General features: G+C 68.5%; 21 protein-coding genes. 3 read left to right on the forward strand and 18 right to left on the reverse strand.

Translation table 11 applies throughout. From position 1 onward, the window contains the following. Nucleotides 1–59: 59 nt before the first annotated feature. From nuoK to ID574_RS10265, 14 genes are all read right to left on the reverse strand, one after another. A complete protein-coding gene (gene nuoK / locus ID574_RS10200; protein ID WP_188188573.1) occupies nucleotides 60–356 on the reverse strand; it encodes an NADH-quinone oxidoreductase subunit NuoK in 297 nt (98 codons plus the stop codon). Continuing rightward, nucleotides 353–1,156 (reverse strand): NADH-quinone oxidoreductase subunit J, encoded by an 804-nt coding sequence (locus ID574_RS10205; RefSeq protein ID WP_188188574.1) that lies wholly within the window; start codon nucleotides 1,154–1,156, stop codon nucleotides 353–355. The genes nuoK and ID574_RS10205 overlap by 4 nt, the downstream gene beginning before the upstream one ends. Further along, a complete protein-coding gene (gene nuoI / locus ID574_RS10210) occupies nucleotides 1,149–1,664 on the reverse strand; it encodes an NADH-quinone oxidoreductase subunit NuoI (protein WP_188188575.1) in 516 nt (171 codons plus the stop codon). Before nuoI ends, ID574_RS10205 begins: the two co-directional genes overlap by 8 nt. After that, nucleotides 1,651–2,952 (reverse strand): NADH-quinone oxidoreductase subunit NuoH, encoded by a 1,302-nt coding sequence (gene nuoH, locus ID574_RS10215; protein ID WP_188188576.1) that lies wholly within the window; start codon nucleotides 2,950–2,952, stop codon nucleotides 1,651–1,653. The genes nuoI and nuoH overlap by 14 nt, the downstream gene beginning before the upstream one ends. Beyond that, nucleotides 2,949–5,327, reverse strand: a complete 2,379-nt coding sequence (locus ID574_RS10220) for an NADH-quinone oxidoreductase subunit G (protein ID WP_188188577.1) — start codon at nucleotides 5,325–5,327, stop codon at nucleotides 2,949–2,951. Before ID574_RS10220 ends, nuoH begins: the two co-directional genes overlap by 4 nt. After that, nucleotides 5,324–6,613, reverse strand: coding sequence for an NADH-quinone oxidoreductase subunit NuoF (nuoF, locus tag ID574_RS10225; protein ID WP_188188578.1), 1,290 nt, complete (start codon nucleotides 6,611–6,613; stop codon nucleotides 5,324–5,326). Before nuoF ends, ID574_RS10220 begins: the two co-directional genes overlap by 4 nt. Continuing rightward, a complete protein-coding gene (nuoE, locus tag ID574_RS10230) occupies nucleotides 6,610–7,266 on the reverse strand; it encodes an NADH-quinone oxidoreductase subunit NuoE (RefSeq protein WP_188188579.1) in 657 nt (218 codons plus the stop codon). Before nuoE ends, nuoF begins: the two co-directional genes overlap by 4 nt. Further along, nucleotides 7,263–8,588: an NADH-quinone oxidoreductase subunit D gene (locus ID574_RS10235; RefSeq protein WP_188188580.1), complete on the reverse strand. Its 1,326-nt coding sequence runs from the start codon at nucleotides 8,586–8,588 to the stop codon at nucleotides 7,263–7,265. Before ID574_RS10235 ends, nuoE begins: the two co-directional genes overlap by 4 nt. Then, nucleotides 8,585–9,289, reverse strand: a complete 705-nt coding sequence (locus ID574_RS10240) for an NADH-quinone oxidoreductase subunit C (RefSeq protein ID WP_188188581.1) — start codon at nucleotides 9,287–9,289, stop codon at nucleotides 8,585–8,587. Before ID574_RS10240 ends, ID574_RS10235 begins: the two co-directional genes overlap by 4 nt. After that, complete coding sequence (locus ID574_RS10245; protein WP_188188582.1) at nucleotides 9,286–9,837, reverse strand: NuoB/complex I 20 kDa subunit family protein; 552 nt, start codon at nucleotides 9,835–9,837, stop codon at nucleotides 9,286–9,288. Before ID574_RS10245 ends, ID574_RS10240 begins: the two co-directional genes overlap by 4 nt. Before the next feature lie 3 nt (nucleotides 9,838–9,840). Further along, nucleotides 9,841–10,236, reverse strand: a complete 396-nt coding sequence (locus ID574_RS10250; protein WP_111175515.1) for an NADH-quinone oxidoreductase subunit A — start codon at nucleotides 10,234–10,236, stop codon at nucleotides 9,841–9,843. Nucleotides 10,237–10,300: 64 nt separating this feature from the next. Then, on the reverse strand, nucleotides 10,301–11,539 hold the full coding sequence (locus ID574_RS10255; RefSeq protein ID WP_188188583.1) for a geranylgeranyl reductase family protein: 1,239 nt from the start codon (nucleotides 11,537–11,539) through the stop codon (nucleotides 10,301–10,303). Between the two features lie 281 nt (nucleotides 11,540–11,820). Beyond that, nucleotides 11,821–12,030, reverse strand: a complete 210-nt coding sequence (locus ID574_RS10260) for a DUF397 domain-containing protein (protein ID WP_188188584.1) — start codon at nucleotides 12,028–12,030, stop codon at nucleotides 11,821–11,823. 105 nt (nucleotides 12,031–12,135) lie between these two features. Beyond that, nucleotides 12,136–13,005, reverse strand: a complete 870-nt coding sequence (locus tag ID574_RS10265; RefSeq protein ID WP_188188585.1) for a helix-turn-helix domain-containing protein — start codon at nucleotides 13,003–13,005, stop codon at nucleotides 12,136–12,138. Nucleotides 13,006–13,291: 286 nt separating this feature from the next. Between ID574_RS10265 and ID574_RS10270 the strand changes: the two genes are divergently transcribed. Next, on the forward strand, nucleotides 13,292–14,038 hold the full coding sequence (locus ID574_RS10270; protein WP_188188586.1) for a hypothetical protein: 747 nt from the start codon (nucleotides 13,292–13,294) through the stop codon (nucleotides 14,036–14,038). On the opposite strand, the gene ID574_RS10275 is transcribed toward ID574_RS10270, so the two are convergent. After that, entirely contained in the window at nucleotides 14,025–14,741 is a 717-nt protein-coding gene (locus ID574_RS10275) for a demethylmenaquinone methyltransferase (RefSeq protein ID WP_188188587.1), read from the reverse strand. The two genes, ID574_RS10270 and ID574_RS10275, sit on opposite strands and share 14 nt — an antisense overlap. A gap of 79 nt (nucleotides 14,742–14,820) precedes the next feature. On the opposite strand from ID574_RS10275, the gene ID574_RS10280 reads away from it, so the two are divergent. After that, nucleotides 14,821–16,059, forward strand: a complete 1,239-nt coding sequence (locus ID574_RS10280; protein ID WP_188188588.1) for a delta-60 repeat domain-containing protein — start codon at nucleotides 14,821–14,823, stop codon at nucleotides 16,057–16,059. Here ID574_RS10280 and ID574_RS10285 read toward each other — a convergent pair. Then, complete coding sequence (locus ID574_RS10285) at nucleotides 16,056–16,286, reverse strand: DUF4229 domain-containing protein (RefSeq protein WP_188188589.1); 231 nt, start codon at nucleotides 16,284–16,286, stop codon at nucleotides 16,056–16,058. The two genes, ID574_RS10280 and ID574_RS10285, sit on opposite strands and share 4 nt — an antisense overlap. A 257-nt stretch (nucleotides 16,287–16,543) precedes the next feature. Here ID574_RS10285 and ID574_RS10290 point away from each other — a divergent pair, with 257 nt between their 5' ends. Next, entirely contained in the window at nucleotides 16,544–16,765 is a 222-nt protein-coding gene (locus tag ID574_RS10290) for a BldC family transcriptional regulator (RefSeq protein WP_026214226.1), read from the forward strand. Nucleotides 16,766–16,944: 179 nt separating this feature from the next. On the opposite strand, the gene ID574_RS10295 is transcribed toward ID574_RS10290, so the two are convergent. Together ID574_RS10295 and ID574_RS10300 are read right to left on the reverse strand one after the other, a co-directional pair. Then, on the reverse strand, nucleotides 16,945–17,190 hold the full coding sequence (locus ID574_RS10295) for a hypothetical protein (protein WP_188188590.1): 246 nt from the start codon (nucleotides 17,188–17,190) through the stop codon (nucleotides 16,945–16,947). Between the two features lie 11 nt (nucleotides 17,191–17,201). Beyond that, nucleotides 17,202–18,212: a hypothetical protein gene (locus tag ID574_RS10300; RefSeq protein WP_188188591.1), complete on the reverse strand. Its 1,011-nt coding sequence runs from the start codon at nucleotides 18,210–18,212 to the stop codon at nucleotides 17,202–17,204. Nucleotides 18,213–18,231 lie beyond the last annotated feature (19 nt).

Consider the following 18,231-nt stretch of genomic DNA (forward strand, 5'->3'; position numbering starts at 1 on the left):
CGATCACGCCGCCGGTGTGCTGGGTGATCTGAGCGATTTCAGATTCCACCAGTCACCTCTTAGTACTTCAGCAGGTTGGCGTCGTCGACCGACGCGGACCTGCGGGTTCGGAAGATCGTCACGATGATGGCCAGGCCCACCACGACCTCGGCCGCGGCCACCACCATCACGAAGAACGCGATGATCTGGCCCTCCAGGTTGCCGACCTGCCTGGAGAAGGTGACGAACGCGAGGTTGCAGGCGTTGAGCATGAGCTCGACGCACATGAACACCACGATCGCGTTGCGCCGGATCAGCACGCCGAGTGCGCCGATGGCGAACAGCAGGCCGGACAGGACGAGGTACTGCGTCGTCACTTGGTCACCTCATTGCTCTCGGCGCTCTTCTCGGCCTCGGTGGGCGCCTCGTCGTGCTCGACCGTGTGCTTGATCGCCTCGGCGAGCTTGGGGTCCTCCGGCAGGTGGCCGTGCTCGACGTCGTAACGCGCGATGTAGCGGTTGACCGAGGACTCCGCGGCCGTGCCGTCCGGCAGCAGGGCCGGCATGTCGATCGCGTTGTTCCTGGCGTACGTGCCGGGGCCCGGCAGCGGCGACGGGCGGTCGCCGAGGAACCTGGCGCGGGACAGGTCCTTCTGCGTGGGCTTGTCGGTGACCCGCTCGCGGTGCGCGAGCACCATGGCCCCCAGCGCCGCGGTGATCAGCAGCGCCGAGGTGATCTCGAACGCGAACACGTACTTGGTGAACAGCTGCAGCGCGATCGAGCGGATGTAACCGCCCTGCGCCGTGGCCTGCGTCAGCCCGACCTCGGGCGCGAAGACCGCGTTGCCCACGGCCAGGATGATCAGCGTGGCGAAGCCGACGCCGGCGAGCACGGCCCAGACGCGCTGCCCCCTGATCGTCTCGACGAAGGAGTCGGACGAGTCCACGCCCACGAGCATGAGCACGAACAGGAACAGCATCATGATGGCGCCGGTGTAGACGATGATCTGCACCGCGGCCAGGAAGGGCGCGTCCTGCACCGCGTACAGGACCGCGAGGCAGAGCATCACCGTGCCGAGCATCAGCGCGGAGTACACGGCCTTCCGGTTGAAGACCATGCCGAGCGCGGCGCCGACGGACACGACGGCGAGCACCCAGAACGTGATGGTCTCACCCATTGGTCCGCCCCAGCCGGTAGTAGTCCTCTTCGGTCTCACCGAGCCGCATGGGGTGCGGCGGCTGCTCCATGCCCTGGGTCAGCGGCGCGAGCAGCATCTCCTTGGTGTAGATGAGGCTCTCGCGGCTGGCGTCGGCGAGCTCGTACTCGTTGGTCATGGTGAGCGCGCGGGTCGGGCAGGCCTCGATGCACAGGCCGCAGAGGATGCACCGCAGATAGTTGATCTGGTAGGTGCGCCCGTAACGCTCGCCCGGCGAGTAGCGCTCCTCCTCGGTGTTGTCCGCGCCCTCCACGTAGATCGCGTCGGCGGGACACGCCCAGGCGCACAGCTCGCACCCCACGCACTTCTCGAGCCCGTCAGGCCAGCGGTTGAGCTGGTGACGCCCGTGGAAGCGAGGAGCCGTCGGCTTCTTCTCCTCCGGGTAGTTCGTCGTGACGGGCTTCTTGAACATCGTGTGGAAGGTGACCCCGAAGCCCTTGACGGGGTTCAGCCAATCAGTTAGTCCCACTGGGAATCTCCTTGTGCTGCACCCCGTGGTAGTGCGGCAGATCGAGCGGCGGCACCGGGAAGCCACCGGCCGTCGGCTCGTTGGACAGTTGCTCGAACTCGGCCTCGATCTCGGCCTTCTCGGCTTCCTTGCGCCGCTGGTTGACCGTGTCGAACCGCATCCAGATGGCCAGCGCGCCGACCGCGATGATCGCGAGCACGCCGACGCCGATCATCCTCTCGTTCTCGTTGAGCATCACGTTCCGCACACCGGCCACGAGCAGGATCCAGGCCAGGTTGACCGGGATCAGCACCTTCCAGCCCAGCGACATGAGCTGGTCGTAGCGCACCCGCGGCAGCGAGGCACGCACCCAGATGATGAAGCTGAAGGCCAGCACGAACTTGATGAAGAACCACAGCACCGGCACCCAGCCCGTGTGCGCCCACTCCCAGTCCATCGGCAGCGGCGCCCGCCACCCGCCGAGGAACAGCGTCACCGCGATGCCCGCGGCGGTGAACGTGTGCAGGTATTCGCCCATCATGATCAGGGCGAACTTCAGCGACGAGGAGTATTCGGTCTGGAAGCCGCCGACCAGCTCGCCCTCACCCTCGGGCAGGTCGAACGGGATGCGGGCGGCCTCGCCGAACATGCAGATCACGTAGATCAGGAACGACGGGGCCAGCAGCACCACGTACCAGAACTGCCCCTGCGCCGCGACGATCTCGGACGTGGACAACGTCCCGGCGAAGATGAACACCGCCACGAACGACAGGCCCATGGCGATCTCGTACGAGACCACCTGGGCCGCCGACCGCAGACCGCCCAGCAGCGCGTACGGCGAGCGCGACGACCACCCGGCCAGCACCACGCCGTAGACCGACACCGCGCCCATGGCGAGCATGAACAGCACCGCCACCGGCAGGTCGACCAGCTGCAACGGCGTCTGGTGACCGAACAGGTCGACCATCGGGCCGAAGGGCACGATCGAGAAGGCCAGGAACGCCGGGACCACCATGATGACCGGCGCCAGCAGGTAGAGCACCCTGTCGACGGTCCGCGGGAAGATGTCCTCCTTCAGACCCATCTTCAGGCCGTCGGCCACGGACTGCAGCAGACCGAACTTGCCCGCCCGGTTGGGGCCGTAGCGGTTCTGCATCCGCGAGATCAGCTTGCGCTCGTACCAGACGCCGAACAGGATGCCCAGCATCAGGAAGAGGAAGAGCATCACGGCCTTGATGATGGTGATCCACACCGGGTCCTGGCCGAAGTTCGCCAGGGTGGGGGGATCGGCCGCGAGAACGTGAGTCATGAGGCGCTCCCGATCGTGACGATGTCGCCGGCCACCGCGCGCAGGTCGCGGGTGACCGAGCAGCCGCCGGAGTTCGCCGGCACCCAGACCACCCGGTCCGGCAGGTCGGCGACGCGCACCGGCAGGGTGACGTTATCGCCCACGACGAGCTTGTCGCCGTCGGAGACCCCGAGCTCGGCGGCCGTGCTCTCGGAGATCAGTGCTTCGGCGGGGCGGGCGGTGCCGGCGAGGTACGGCTCGCCGTCCTGCAGCCGGCCGTCGTCGAGCAGCTGGTGCCAGGTCGCCAGCAGCGCCTGGCCCGCCTCCGGCACCTCCTGGGTGCGCGTGAGGGCGTTCGGCGCGCTGACCCGGCTGCCGCGCCAGGCGCCGAGCGTGGACAGCTCGCGCCGGACGGCCTTGGCGTCCGGCAGGCCCAGGTGCACGTCCATGCGGTCGGCCAGGTTGCCGATCACGGCCAGGTCGGACAGCAGGCCCGGCACCTTGAGCGGCGCCTCGAACGAGCGGCCGCGGCCCTCCCAGTTGACGAACGTGCCGGACTTCTCCTGGACCGCGGCCACGGGAAGGACCACGTCGGCGCGGTCGGTGACGGCGCTGGCGCGGATCTCCAGGCTGACGATGAACGGCGTGTTCTCGAGCGCGTCGAGCGCCGCCGCCGGGTCGGGCAGGTCGTAGGGGTCGACGCCGGCCACGACCAGCGCGTCGATGTCCCCGGAGCGGGCGGCGGCGAGGATGTCCGTGGTGTCGCGGCCCGGCGTGGCGGGCAGCGAGGTGACGTTCCACACCCGGGCGACCTCGGCCCTGGCGGTCTCGTCGTCCACCGGGCGGCCGATCGGCAGCAGGTTGGGCAGCGCGCCGGCCTCGATCGCGCCGCGCTCACCGGCCCTGCGCGGGATCCAGGCGAGCCTGGCGCCCTCGGTGGCGGCGGCGAGGCGCACCACGGCGGACAGGGCGCCCGGCACGGTGGCCAGCCGCTCGCCCGCGAGGATGATCGTGCCCTCGGGCAGCGTGCCGACCAGGTCGCCGATCGCGTCGGCCTCGGCGCCCGGCGCGGTGCGGATGAGCGTGCCGCCCATCTTCTCCAGGCCGAGGGTGGCGAACGGGGCGATCGAGGAGACCTTCAGGCCCTTCTTCATCCACGCCTTGCGCAGGCGCAGGAAGACGCTCGGCGACTCCTCCTCGGGCTCGAACCCGACGAGCAGCACGTGTGGTGCGCTCTCGAGGTCGGTGTAGCTGACGTCGATGCCCTTGCCGGCCACCGCGTGGGCCAGGAACTGCGCCTCCTCGGCGGAGTGCGGCCGGGCGCGCAAGTCGATGTCGTTGGTCGCGAGCGCGAGCCTGGCGAACTTGGCGTAGGCGTAGGCGTCCTCGACCGTGACCCGGCCACCGACCAGCACGCCCGCCTTGCCACGGGCCTTGGCCAGGCCCTCGGCGGCGACGGCGAGCGCCTCCGGCCACGAGGCGGGCACGAGCACGCCCTCCTCGTTGCGGACCAGCGGCGTCTTGAGCCGGTCGGGCTGCGTGGCGTAGGTGAACGCCCAGCGGCCCTTGTCGCAGTTCCACTCTTCGTTGACCTGCGGGTCGTTGCCCGCCAGGCGGCGGGTGACGCGGCCGCGCCGGTGGTCGGTGCGCAGGGCGCAGCCGCCGGCGCAGTGCTCGCAGGAGCTGGGCGTGGACACCAGGTCGAACGGGCGGGCGCGGAAGCGGTAGGCGGCGCCGGTGAGCGCGCCGACCGGGCAGATCTGCACCGTGTTGCCGGAGAAGTAGGAGTTGAACGGCTTGCCGTCGGCCGTGCGGACCTGCTCCTTGGCCCCGCGCTCGAAGAACTCGATGAGCGGGTCGCCGGCGATCTGGTCGGAGAAGCGGATGCAGCGGGCGCACTGCACGCAGCGCTCGCGGTCGAGCAGCACCTGCGTGGACAGCGGCAGCGGCTTGGGGAAGGTCCGCTTCTGCTCCTGGAACCTGGACTCGCCGCGGCCGTTGGACATGGCCTGGTTCTGCAGCGGGCACTCACCGCCCTTGTCGCAGACCGGGCAGTCCAGCGGGTGGTTCAGCAGCAGGAACTCCATGGCCGCCCGCTGCGCCTTCTCCGCCACCGGCGAGGTCAGCTGGGTCTGCACGACCATGCCCTCGGCGACCTCGATCGCGCACGACGGCTGCGGCTTGGGGAAGCCGCGGCCGTTGCCCGCGTCGGGGATGTCGACCAGGCACTGGCGGCAGTTGGCCGCCGGGTCCAGCAGCGGGTGGTCGCAGAACCTGGGGATCTGGATGCCCAGCAGCTCGGCGGCCCGGATGATCAGAGTGCCCTTGGGGACACTGACCTGGAACCCGTCGATGGTCAGGGTCACCAGGTTCGTTTGCGTTTCTACGACGGTCACTGCTCACCCCAGAGAGTGGACTTCTTCGGGTCGAACGGGCAGCCGCCGATCTCGAAGTGCTTGAGGTACTCCTCGCGGAAGTACTTCACCGAGGAGTGAATCGGGCTGGTCGCGCCGTCGCCGAGGGCGCAGAACGAGCGGCCGAGGATGTTGTCCGCGATGTCGGTGATCGTGGTCAGGTCGTCCTCGGTGCCCTGGCCCTTCTCCAGGCGCTTGAGCACCTGCTTGAGCCAGTACGTGCCCTCGCGGCACGGCGTGCACTTGCCGCACGACTCGTGCGCGTAGAACTCGGTCCAGCGCAGCACCGTGCGGACCACACAGGTGGTCTCGTCGAAGATCTGCAGCGCGCGGGTGCCGAGCATGGAGCCCTTGGCGCCGACGGCCTCGAAGTCGAGCGGCACGTCGAGGTGCTCGTCGGTGAAGATCGGCGTGGAGGAGCCGCCCGGGGTCCAGAACTTGATCTGGTGTCCCGCGCGGATGCCGCCGGCCATGTCGAGCAGCTCGCGCAGCGTGATGCCGAGCGGGGCCTCGTACTGGCCTGGGCGGGTCACGTGGCCGCTGAGCGAGAAGATGCCGAAGCCCTTGGACTTCTCGGTGCCCATGCCGGCGAACCAGTCGGCGCCGTTGGCGATGATCGAGGGAACACTGGCGATCGACTCGACGTTGTTCACGACAGTCGGCGAGGCGTAGAGGCCCGCCACGGCCGGGAACGGGGGCTTGAGCCGGGGTTGACCTCTGAAGCCTTCCAGCGAGTCGAGCAGCGCCGTCTCCTCGCCGCAGATGTACGCGCCCGCGCCGCTGTGCACGACGAGCTCCAGGTCGTAGCCCGACCCGAAGATGTCGCTGCCGAGGTAGCCCTTCTCGTACGCCTCCCGCACGGCCGCGTGCAGCCGCCGGATCACGTGCAGCACCTCACCGCGCACGTAGATGAAGGCGTGGTTGGCCCGGATCGCGTAGGACGTGATGATGACGCCCTCGACCAGCGCGTGCGGGTTGGCCATCATGAGCGGGATGTCCTTGCAGGTGCCCGGCTCCGACTCGTCGGCGTTGACGACGAGGTAGTGCGGCTTGCCGTCGCCCTGCGGGATGAAGCCCCACTTCATGCCGGTCGGGAAGCCGGCGCCGCCGCGGCCGCGCAGGCCGGAGTCCTTGACGGCCTGGATGACGGCGTCCGGCTCCATGCCCAGCGCCTTCTTCGCCGCTTCGTACTCGCCGTAGACGTCGAGGGTGAAGGAGTTGGGCTGGTCCCAGTTGGCGGTCAGGACCGGTGTCAACGTCGTGCTCATGCCTCGGGGGCCTTCCATCCGTTGGCCTTGGCGACCTTCAGGCCCTCGAGCGAGGGTCCGGCGGCCGACGGGCCGTCTCCCGCGAGGTCGTCGGGCAGGCCCGCGAGCACGCGAGAGGCCTCCTTGAAGGTGCACAGCTTCTTCGGGCCGCGCGTGGGCCGCACGTCCTTGCCGTCACGCAGGTCGTCGACGAGCTGCTTGGCGGACTCGGGCGTCTGGTTGTCGAAGAACTCCCAGTTGACCATCATCACGGGGGCGAAGTCGCAGGCCGCGTTGCACTCCAGGCGCTCCAGCGAGACCTTGCCGTCGGGGGTGGTCTCGTCGTGACCGACGCCGACGTGCTCCGACAGCTCCTCCCAGATCTGGTCGCCGCCCATGACCGCGCACAGCGCGTTGATGCACACGCCGACGTGATAGTCGCCGGCGGGCTTGCGCTTGTACATCGTGTAGAAGGTCGACACGCCGACGACCTCGGCCTTGCTGAGGCCGAGCATCTCCGCGCAGAACTCGTGCCCGTCGTCGGAGACGTAGCCGTCCTCGGACTGCACGAGGTGGAGCAGGGGCAGCAGGGCCGACCGCGTCTTCGGGTAGCGGCCGATGATCTCCTTGGCGTCCCGCTCCAGACGCTCACGGACTTCCGGTGAATACGTCACCGGTCCACACCTCCCATGACGGGGTCGATAGAAGCCACCGCGGCGATCACGTCGGCGACCTGGCCGCCCTCCGCCATCGCGGGGAAGCTCTGCAGGTTGCAGAAGGACGGCTCGCGGAAGTGCACGCGGTAGGGGCGGGTGCCGCCGTCGCTGACCACGTGCGCGCCGAGCTCGCCCCTGGGCGACTCGATGCTGGCGTACGCCTGCCCGGCCGGCACCCGGAAGCCCTCGGTCACCAGCTTGAAGTGGTGGATGAGGGCCTCCATCGAGGTGCCCATGATGTGGGCGATGTGGTCGGGCGAGTTGCCGAACCCGTCGGGGCCGAGCGCGAGCTGCGCGGGCCAGCCGATCTTCTTGTCCTCGATCATCACCGGGTCGCCCTTGAGCGGACCGGCGATGCGGTCCAGGGCCTGCTCGATGATCTTGAGGGACTCCTCCATCTCCCTCATGCGCACGAGGTAGCGCCCGTACACGTCGCAGGTGCGCTCGGTGGCGACGTCGAACTCGTACGTCTCGTAGCCGCAGTAGGGCTGCGACTTGCGCAGGTCCCACGGCAGGCCGGCGGCCCGCAGGATGGGGCCGGTGATGCCGAGCGCCATGCAGCCGGTCAGGTCGAGGTAGGCCACGTCCCTGGTGCGGCGCACGTAGACCGGGTTCTCGTCGAGGAGCTTGCGGATGTCCTTGATCCGCTTGGTCATCTCCTTCAGGAACTCGCCGACCTTGTCGACCGTGCCCGCGGGCAGGTCGACGCTGACACCGCCGGGACGGATGTAGGCGTGGTTCATGCGCAGGCCGGTGATGTACTCGAACAGGTCCATCACGAGCTCGCGGTCGCGGTAGCCGAAGAGGAACGGCGTGGTCGCGCCCAGCTCCATGCCGAACGTGCCCATGGCCACCAGGTGCGAGGCGATGCGGTTGAGCTCCATCATCATCACGCGGATGGCCTGCGCCCGCTCGGGGACGCGGTCGGTGATGCCGAGCAGCTTCTCCACGCCCAGGCAGTAAGCGGTCTCGTTGAAGATCGGCGAGAGGTAGTCCATGCGGGTCACGAACGTGGTCCCCTGGGTCCACGTCCGGTATTCCATGTTCTTCTCGATGCCGGTGTGCAGGTAGCCGATGACGCCGCGGGCCTCGGTCACCGTCTCGCCGTCGAGGGTCAGGACCAGCCGGAGCACGCCGTGGGTGGACGGGTGCTGCGGGCCCATGTTGACGACCAGGCGCTCCTCTTCGGTGTCGCGCGCGCCGGCGACGACCTGGTCCCAGTCGGCCCCGTTGACCGAGTAGACCTTGCCCTCGGTCGCCTCGTCGTACGACGTGCTCACGAGTAGTACCTCCTCTGGTCGGGAGCGGGGATGGTGGCGCCGCGGTATTCGACCGGGATGCCGCCCAGCGGGTAGTCCTTGCGCTGCGGGTGGCCGTCCCAGTCGTCCGGCATCATGATCCGGGTGAGCGCGGGGTGACCGTCGAAGACGATGCCGAAGAAGTCGTACGTCTCCCGCTCGTGCCAGTCGTGACCAGGGTAAACGCTGACGGTGGATGGGATGTGCGGGTCGGCGTCCGGCGCGCTCACCTCCAGGCGCACGCGCCTGTTGTGGGTGATCGAGCACAGGTGGTAGACGGCGTGCAGCTCCTCGCCCGCGAGGTGCGGGTAGTGGACGCCGGACACGCCGAGCGACAGCTCGAAGCGCAGGGCCGGGTCGTCGCGCAGCTTCTGGCAGACCTCGACGAGGCGCTCGCGCTTGACGTGCAGGGTCAGCTCGCCGCGGTCGACGACCACGCGCTCGATGGCGTCGTCGAGGCCGAGGCTGTCGACGATCTCGTCGAAATAGCTCCCGTACGGGCGCGGCGTCGACACCTGCGGCGCCCGGCGCACGACGAGGCCGCCGTAGCCGGAGGTGTCGCCGGTGTCCTGGGCGCCGAACATGCCGCGCCTGACGACGGGCGACTCGGGCACGGCCGGGACGGGGACCTCGGGGGTCTCCCCGCTGTCCGGGCTGCCGGGGAGGTTGTCGGGCGAGGTCACTTCACGGCCCCCTGGTCGATCAGCGGCAGCGTGCGCAGCGCCTGCTGCTCCAGCTCGTCGATCTGCTTGGCACGGTGCGCACCGAACTTCATGTTCTGGATCTTGTCGTGCAGCTTGACGATGGAGTCGATGAGCATCTCAGGCCGCGGCGGGCAGCCGGGCAGGTAGATGTCGACCGGCACGATGTGGTCGACGCCCTGGACGATGGCGTAGTTGTTGAACATGCCGCCGCTGGAGGCGCACACGCCCATGGAGATGACCCACTTGGGCTCGGCCATCTGGTCGTAGATCTGGCGCAGCACGGGGGCCATCTTCTGGGAGACGCGCCCGGCGACGATCATCAGGTCGGCCTGGCGGGGAGACGCCGAAGCGCGCTCCATGCCGAAGCGCGCCAGGTCGTAGTGGGGGCCGCCGGTGGCCATCAGCTCGATGGCGCAACAGGCGAGCCCGAACGTGGCCGGCCATACGGAGTTTTTACGCGCCCATCCGGCGGCCGCTTCGACCGTGCTGAGGATGAACCCGCTGGGGAGTTTTTCTTCAAGTCCCATTTTTCAGTCCCAGTCCAGACCCTTGCGGCGCCACACGTACGCGTAGGCGACGAGCACGGTGACGATGAACAGCAGCATCTCGACGAGCGCGAACAGCCCGAGGCCCGAAGAGAGCACGCGGCCGAGGTCGTCCGTCTGCGGAGCGAACGAGACCGCCCACGGATAGAGGAAGATGATCTCGATGTCGAAGACGATGAAGAGCATCGCCGTGACCATGTATTTGAGCGGGAACCGTCCACCACCGACGGGCTGGGGCGTCGGCTCGATGCCGCATTCGTAGGCGTCAAGCTTGGCGCGGTTCCAGCGCTTGGGGCCGGTGAAGGGAGCGATGGCGACCGAGAAGATCGCGAAGCCCCCCGCGAGAACGGCGAGCACCAGGATGGGCACGTACAGGTCCATCGCTACGCCTCCTCTGGAGTCGCCGCGCGCGCGGGCGCGCAGCCTGATCTGATATTTCTGGGGTTCATGCTGGTGGGGCGACCTTCGAGAGTGCGTTGATGATCATGTCTGACGCATCGCCTCGCCGGTCGGTGAGATTACCAAGGAGTTTGAGAGCGAAGCGCATCAGCCTCGGGTGAGGGAGCCCGTGCCTGGTGCCGAAGCTCATCACACCCGGCTTCCCAATTGCCTCGACGAACAACCTGCCGAGCGTGAAATATCCGCCGTAGGCGTCCTTCAGTGTCTTGGGGTAGGTCCGCAGGATCCGCTCGCGCTGCGCGGGCGTGGTGCCCTTGAGCGCCTTCGCGATGACCTCCGCGGCGATCTCGCCGGTCTCCATGGCGTACGCGATGCCCTCGCCGTTGAAAGGGTTGATCGCCCCGCCCGAGTCGCCGACGAGCACCAGGCCGCGTGTGTAGTGCGGCTGCCTGTTGAAGGCCATCGGGAGCGCGGCGCCGCGGATGGGCGCCGTCATGTTGTCCTCGGTGAACTCCCAGTCGGCCGGCATGGCCCTGCACCAGCGGCGCAGCAGGTCGCGGTAGTCGATGTTCTTGAACTGGTCGCTGGTGTTGAGCAGCCCGAGCCCCACGTTGGCGGTGCCGTCGCCGACGCCGAAGATCCAGCCGTAGCCGGGCAGCAGCGTGTCGCCGTCCCACAGCTCCAGCCAGATCTCCAGGTAGTCGTCGTCGTGGCGCGGGCTCTCGAAATAGGTGCGGACGGCCACGCCCATCGGCCGGTCCTCGCGCTTGTGCAGGCCCATGCCCACGGCCAGCCGGGTGCTGTTGCCGTCGGCGGCCACCACCAGGCGGCTGCGGAAGGTGCGACCGTCCTTGGTCGTCACGCCGACGATGTGACCGCTGCGGTCGTCGAGGACGGGACCGGTGACGGTGACGCCCTCCATCATCCGCACGCCGTTCTTGACCGCGTTGGCCGCGACGATCTCGTCGAAGTCCATGCGGGTGCGGACCAGCCCGTAGTCGGGGAAGCGCTCGAGCTGGGGCCAGTCGAGCTCGAATCGGTGGCCGCCGCCGACGACGCGCAGGCCTTTGTTCCTGATCCAGCCGGGGGCGTCGACGTCGACACCCATGTTGAGCAACTGCTTGACCGCACGCGGCGTCAGCCCGTCGCCGCAGACCTTCTCGCGGGGGAACCTGGTCTTCTCCAGGAGCAGCACGTCGAGACCGGCCTGAGCGAGGTAAAAGGCGGTTGCGGAACCGGCGGGACCGGCGCCGACGACGATGACGTCGGCGTCAACTGCGTTCATCGTCGCGCCCGCTTCGCCACTCGTTGGCTCCTGCGTCGCTCTCTCGCGGCGAGCTCCTGCGCTTGGGTGTGGCTGTTGGCACGGTCACTGGACTGTCCTGTCCTACACACGCGAAGGCCTCGGGGTGTGGCGCCTTCGTTCCTTTGTGAACCCCTTCACAAACTTGTCGGCCCGCAGTCTACTGCTTTTCCGTCACATAGTGGCAGTCGGGGGTGCGCTTTGGACACGACGAAGCCCTCCGTCGGAGGACGAAGGACTGTCACGCGCGCACCCGGCGCCGATCAGACGTCGAACTCGGAGTTGCGCACTCCGCCGATGAAGGCGCGCCATTCCGCCTTCGTGAAGGTGAGGACGGGTCCGGTGGGATTCTTGGAGTCGCGGACGAGCACCTCACCGCCGGCGCTCACGGCGAACTCCACACACTCGCCGGCTCCACCGCTGAGCGAGCTTTTGCGCCATTCGCCGGGCGCCACAGCGGGAGCGTTACTCATGGGAAGTCGATCCTCCTGAACCACCGGTGTCACATCAGTCCCATCATCAATGAGACCGGTCTCGCGCGCGCGCCGACACGCCACAATTGGATTACGATCTCCGATTCACAGAGCCGCGAGCGAGGCGATGAAGTCCCGCGAGCGCTCTTCGCTCATGGCCGCCTCCGCGAGCAGGCCGAACACCAGAGAATACTGATAGGCCGTCTCTTCGTCCTCCGACAGCGTGAAAGACGGATAGTTCTCGTAGTAGACGATCTCGTCGGAGACCCGCCCCAGCACGGGCATCGAGGGGAAGCTCAGGAGGATGAAGTTGGTGACGTCGGTCGGATGCGACTGCTCCAGCCGGAGCACCTGGATGGTGATGTTGGGCAGGTCGCTCAGCTTCACCAGGTGCTGCAGCTGATCGCGCATCATCTTGTCGTCGAGGTCGCCGAAGCGCCGGCGCAGCACGGCCTCGTCCAGCACCGCGGAGTAACGCAGCGGCGGCTCCTTCGTGAGCACCCTCTGACGCAGCATCCTGGCCCGAGTCCGGCGCTCGATCTTGCTGGGGGGCACCAGCTCGATCGTGCGCATGCCGATCTGCATCGCGTAATCGCGCGTCTGCAGGAGTCCGGGGAGGGAAAAGGTGTTCCAGACCCGGACGTCACTCGCGCCGTCCTCCAGGCCGAAGAGCTCCAGGACGGGTTCGGGCACCAGGTCGGCGTAGGCGTCCCACCAGCCCTTGGCGTTTCCGTTGGCGGCCAGCGCGAGCAGGAGCTCGCCCCGTTCGCCGTCCACTTCGTAGTGCGCCAGGAGCTTCGCCACGTCCTTGGGGGAAGGTGCGACCTGCCCCGTCTCCAGCCGTGACACCTTTGACGTCGACCAGCGTAACGACTGCGCGACCTGTACGCCGTTGAGCCCCGCATCCTCGCGTAGCCGCCGCAGCTCAGCAGCGAGCTTCCGGCGGCGGAGTGTCGGATTGATTTCTCCGATCACTCGAGCTCCCTCCGAGAATTCAGTAGATATGCCCACAAATGTGGCGAGGCAATCGTCACGAGGAAGACCGGCTTGTGTCCCGTAAAGAGTCCCTGCCGTCATCCCAGCGGGAATTGCACGGGGCCTCCCACAGGCACACCCTCAGAGTAGCCCGACAAATCGGCCACGGGCAGGAAGAGGGGAGATGAAACAAGGATTTTCCCGCGCGAGCGGGCGGATGGTCGTGACCCATCCGCCCGGGACCGCGCAAGATCCCGTTCCAGGGACGGCAACCGGAGCCGCGGACATGACCGACGCTACACCCGGAGGCGGACAGCGCAAGGGCGTATGGGCCCGCCTGACGACTGCCGCCGACCGGTGGATCTGGCAGCGGCCCAACCAGTTGGCGCGTGAGCAGGGCTGGGAGATCGACAGGTCGAGGTGGGGCGGGCGGACGTACCGCGACCCGCGCTTCGACCAGCGGAAGAAGGAGCTCCTCGAGAACGAGCCCGAGAGGGGCCCATCGCAGAAGGACGTGGCCGGCCAGACGCCGTCCACGTTGTCCGGCTCGGAAGCCTACTACCGGAGGTCGGCGAAGATCCCCCGGGCGCACGACCTCGTCGCCGTCGCCGGCCTGCTCTGGCGGTGGCGGGCGGAGCTCGCCCTGGCCGGCGCCACGCCGCTGGTCGTCGTTCCGCTCCTGCTGTGGACAGGGCCGTGGGCGCCGCTGCTGGCCGTGGCGGCCGCCGCGGTCTGCCTCGGCCTGCCGATCGTACGGCGGGCCGCGACGCGGCTGGTGGTCCGGCACCGCTTCCAGAGCCTGTGCCTGCGCACCTCGATGCGCACCCCTGAGGGACGCATGCCGCTCGTCGTCCACACCCAGTCCATCCCCGGTGGTGTGGCGATGCTCGTGTGGTGCAGGTCGGGCATGAGTCCCGAGCTGATCGAAGCCCACATTCCCGAGATCAAGGTCGCGTGCTTCGCCAAGGAGGTGACGATCTACCGGTCAGAGCGCTGGGCCCACCTGCTCACCGTTGAGCTCAAGCGGGCTTGAACCCCCTGTGCATGGCGACGATCCCCATCGTGAGATTGCGCCAGGCCACCCGTTCCCAGCCGGCGTCCTGGATGGTCCGGGCCAGCGTCGGCTGGTCGGGCCAGTCTCTGATCGACTCGGCCAGGTATTCGTAGGAGTCGTCGTTGGACCCGAAGACCCTGGCCACCTTGGGCAGCAGCCGCATCAGATATTCGCGGTAGACCAGGTCGAACCCGCCGAACGTCACGTGCGAGAACTCCAGGATCACCAGCCGCCCGCCAGGCCTGGTCACCCGCAGCATCTCCCGCAGCGCCCGCGCGGTGTCGTGGACGTTGCGCAGCGCCACCGAGATCGTCACCGCGTCGAAGGCGTCGTCGGCGAACGGCAGTCGCAGCGCGTCGCCCGCGATGAACGGCACCCCCTCCCCACTCAGCGCATTGCCGCCGTGGCGGCGCACGCCGGTGCGGAGCATGCCGAGCGAGAAGTCGCAGGCGATGGCGCGGGCGCCGAGCCTGGTGAAGGCGTCGGTGGACGTGCCCGTGCCGGCTCCCAGGTCGAGGACGACCTCTCCGGGCCCGGCGTCCACGGCGGCGGCCACCGCCTTGCGCCAGAGCCTGACCTGCCCAAGGGAGATCACGTCGTTGACCAGGTCGTAGCGCCGGGCGGTGCGATCGAACATCGCGGCGACCTCGTCCGGCTGCTTGTCCAACTGAGCGCGCGTCATGCCTGAAAGCTTATGGCCATCGGGGACATTTGACGGAAAGTAGCAACAGGACTACTGACCGTCTGCTACTTGTTGGTGAATGCTTGCCCGTGTCGCCCTTGCGGCGATCATCGCATCGGCCCTCGTCGCGGAGGGGCGCCCCGCCGCAGCGGCTCCCGTCGCGCACACCCGCGTGGTGTCGGCCGACCCGATCGACAGCACCCCCCACGTGCTCGACGGCATCGTCAACGCCATCGCCGTCGTCGGCCGCACCGTCGTGGTCGGCGGCGATTTCAGCGAGGTGTCCGACGCCGCGCGCACCACCGTCCTGCCGCGGGACAACCTGTTCGCCTTCGACCTGCCGACCGGCCGGATCCTGCCCGACTTCGCCCCCGTCGTGTCCGGCCCCGTCCACGCGCTGGCCTCCGGCGAGCGCGGCACCGTCTACGTCGGCGGCGACTTCCACGGCGTCAACGGCACGCGCTCCGCGGCGCTGGCCAGGCTCCGTCTCTCCGACGGCTCCGTGGTGCCCGGCTTCGCGCCGCGCGTCGTCGGCGGCTCGGTCAACGCGCTGGCCAGCCAGGGCGGAAAGCTCTATGTCGGCGGCGACTTCGTGGCCCCGCGCGAGGCGCTGGCCAGGCTCGACGCGACGACCGGCGCGGCCGATCCCGGCTTCGACATCACGCCGGGAGCCTCGCTGACCTCCGACGTCAAGGTCTATTCGCTGGCGGTCTCGGGCCGGCGGCTCGCCGTGGACGGCTCGTTCACCACGCTCGACGGCCACTCCAGGCCGCAGCTCGGGCTGATCGACATCGGCGGCCCCGTGGCCAGGGTCGCGCCGTGGCGGACCGCGGCGTACGCGCGCAAATGCGGCTCCGCGTTCCCGTCGTACGTGCGCGGCCTGGATTTCGCGCCCGACGGCAGCCATTTCGTCGTCGTCACCACGGGAGGCCCGTACCGCGGGATGTGCGACACGGCCGCCAGGTTCGAGACGTACGCCAAGGGCTCCGACATCCGGCCCACCTGGGTCAACGCGACCGGAGGCGACTCGCTCTACGCGGTGGCGGTGACGCGGGCGGCGGTGTACGTCGGCGGCCATCAGCGCTGGCTGGACAACCCGCGGGGCCGCGACTCGGCCGGCCCGGGAGCGGTGTCACGACCGGGCATCGGCGCCATTCATCCGCGTACCGGAAAGGCGCTCAGTTGGAATCCGACGCGGGAACGCGGCATCGGGGTCAAGGCGTTTTCAGCGCATGAGAGTGGACTACTTGTCGGTAGTGACACAACGAGACTCGGACGGGAGTACCATGCCCGGATTGGCATGTTCCCTCTGCCCTAGTCGTCTTGCGGCTTCGGCCGGTCGAGCTTGTCGCTGATGCGTGCGCTCACGGCGTCACGCTGCTTGGACAGCAGCACATAGCTGGCTATGCCGCTGACCAGGAAGGCTCCGCCGATCAGGATCAGCGGATGCGACAGGCCAACCACCGGAAGGACCAGCCACAACACACCGAAGGCCACGATAAACAGGCCGATCCGCGACGCGGTGTAAACGAGAACAGGATGCACGGGTTCGAGGTTACTCGGGCCCGGGCGGCGGTCGCTCTTCGCATCGGGCGCGAGCGCTGCTACTGTTCCCAGTTAGGGAGTTTCGTAAAGAAACACCCACGAGAGCCCCAAAGAGGCTCTATCATATAACAATCGGGCAGTCAGCTGATAACAACCCGTGATCTTTGCAGAAAACCACGGATAAATCAGGCTTCGCTCGACACACTGGTTACCTGTCCGCCCGCTGGCAGGAAGCGGGATGCGAGGGGGAGAGATTGGTGGAGAGTAGCAGCGAGCGTCTGCTGACCCCAGGAGAGGTTGCCGCCCTCTTCCGGGTAGACCCAAAGACGGTTACGCGCTGGGCTGCGGCAGGCCGCATCAGCAGTATCCGCACCCCCGGAGGGCACCGGCGGTTCCGCGAGTCGGAAGTGCACGCCCTTCTCCGAGGCGAGGACGTTCTAACGGCCGACAGGCCGGCAGGTGAGTCCCCGCGCGTCTGACGTTCCGCGCAGACGGTGATCCTGCGACCCGGCAGGGTCACCGCTGGCGGAACCCACTGTTCGCGTGCTTCCCGGCCACACTTCCGTAGGGCAAGCACGGGGCGGCGCCAACCGCCGACCGTGGCTGGCGCCTGTCCGATCGCCCGATCAGGGTCTTCCTCCTGCTCCACCCTGCTCGATCAGGCGTCTTCCTCCTGTTCCGCCTTGAATGCCAGGAACTCGCGTTCCAGGTCGTCGTTCTCCTCTTCCCAGCGCCGGCGACGCAGCCGCGCCTCCTCCTCCGTGAGCGACTCGTCCAGCCACTGCTCGTAGCCGGGGTCGCCGGGCTGCAGCTCCACGTACGCGTCGCCGAATAGGCGCCCGTCTTCGCTGGTCAGGCTCTGCGGTACGCGCAAGGTCCCGTCCGCGAGCCGGATGACGTACATGACCGAATCACCTAGATTCCGTAGCGCCGGTTGAAGAACAGCATGACGTTGAGCGCCATTCGTGTGTCACCCCCGAGCATGTCGACGAGGGCAGGTCGCTGGCGGGAGGCGATGGCGGCGAAGGCGTCGGCGAAGAACTCCTTCCTGCCGAGCCCGCCGCCCTGGCGGTGGAAGCCCGAGGCCAAGATGGGCCTGGCCTTCTCGTAGAGGTGAACGAACTCTGGCGAGTCGGACACCCATTCTCCGTACGCCGAGTCGATGTCGTCGATGGCGTGGCCGACCTCGTGCATCATCACGTCAGGGGTGGGTGAGGGCCGGTCGCCCACGACGATCTTGCGGTCGCCATACGCGCCGGCGCAGATGTCCCACGTGGCGCGCCCGGAGGGCAGGGGGGCGCCGCGCAAGTAGCCCATGTCGTCGAGGTCGGGGACGCCGCCGGGGCCGACGTAGATGCCCTCCAGGCCGTTCGCGAGCTTCTCCTTGAGCCGGTCGGGCAGCCTGGCGAGGCTCTCCACGGCGCGTACGACGTCGGCCGGCGGCGGGCCCTGCCGGGCGTCCCACTGGCGGTGCAGGATCGACTCCAGCTTGCCGCAGTGGCGCAGGCCGTCGCCGAGTGACGGCACGTCGGGGCGGTTCGGCTGGGCGCGGGGAGGCCGGTCGTCGAGCTCGAAGTCGTACCAGGTGTAGCGGGGGCGCTCCATCACGGCGGCAGGCAGCTGCTCGTGGCGTTCGCGGACCGCGAATCCGTCCCAGGTCTCCTTCGGACGGCCATCGTGGCGTTCGGGCCGCTCCTGCCGTTCAGCGCCCGGCCAGAGGCGTCGTTTGGCGCCGTTGAGCCCTTTGCCCTCGGCGCGAGCGCTCCGGGCCTCCTGGCGCCTCTCACGGGCGTTCGACCAGAACGACCGCTCCGCGCCCTGCGGCGCCTCCGCGCGGCGCGCGAAAAGGTACGACCCGCGCCGCCACCAGCGGCCGCGTCGATGCCTCCCCTTGTCGCTGGACCCCCTGGAGTTGGAAAAGGCCATCGCACCTCTCAAGGCCCCG

The organism is Nonomuraea sp. SYSU D8015 (assembly GCF_008065375.1).
Taxonomy (GTDB): Bacteria; Actinomycetota; Actinomycetes; order Streptosporangiales; family Streptosporangiaceae; genus Nonomuraea.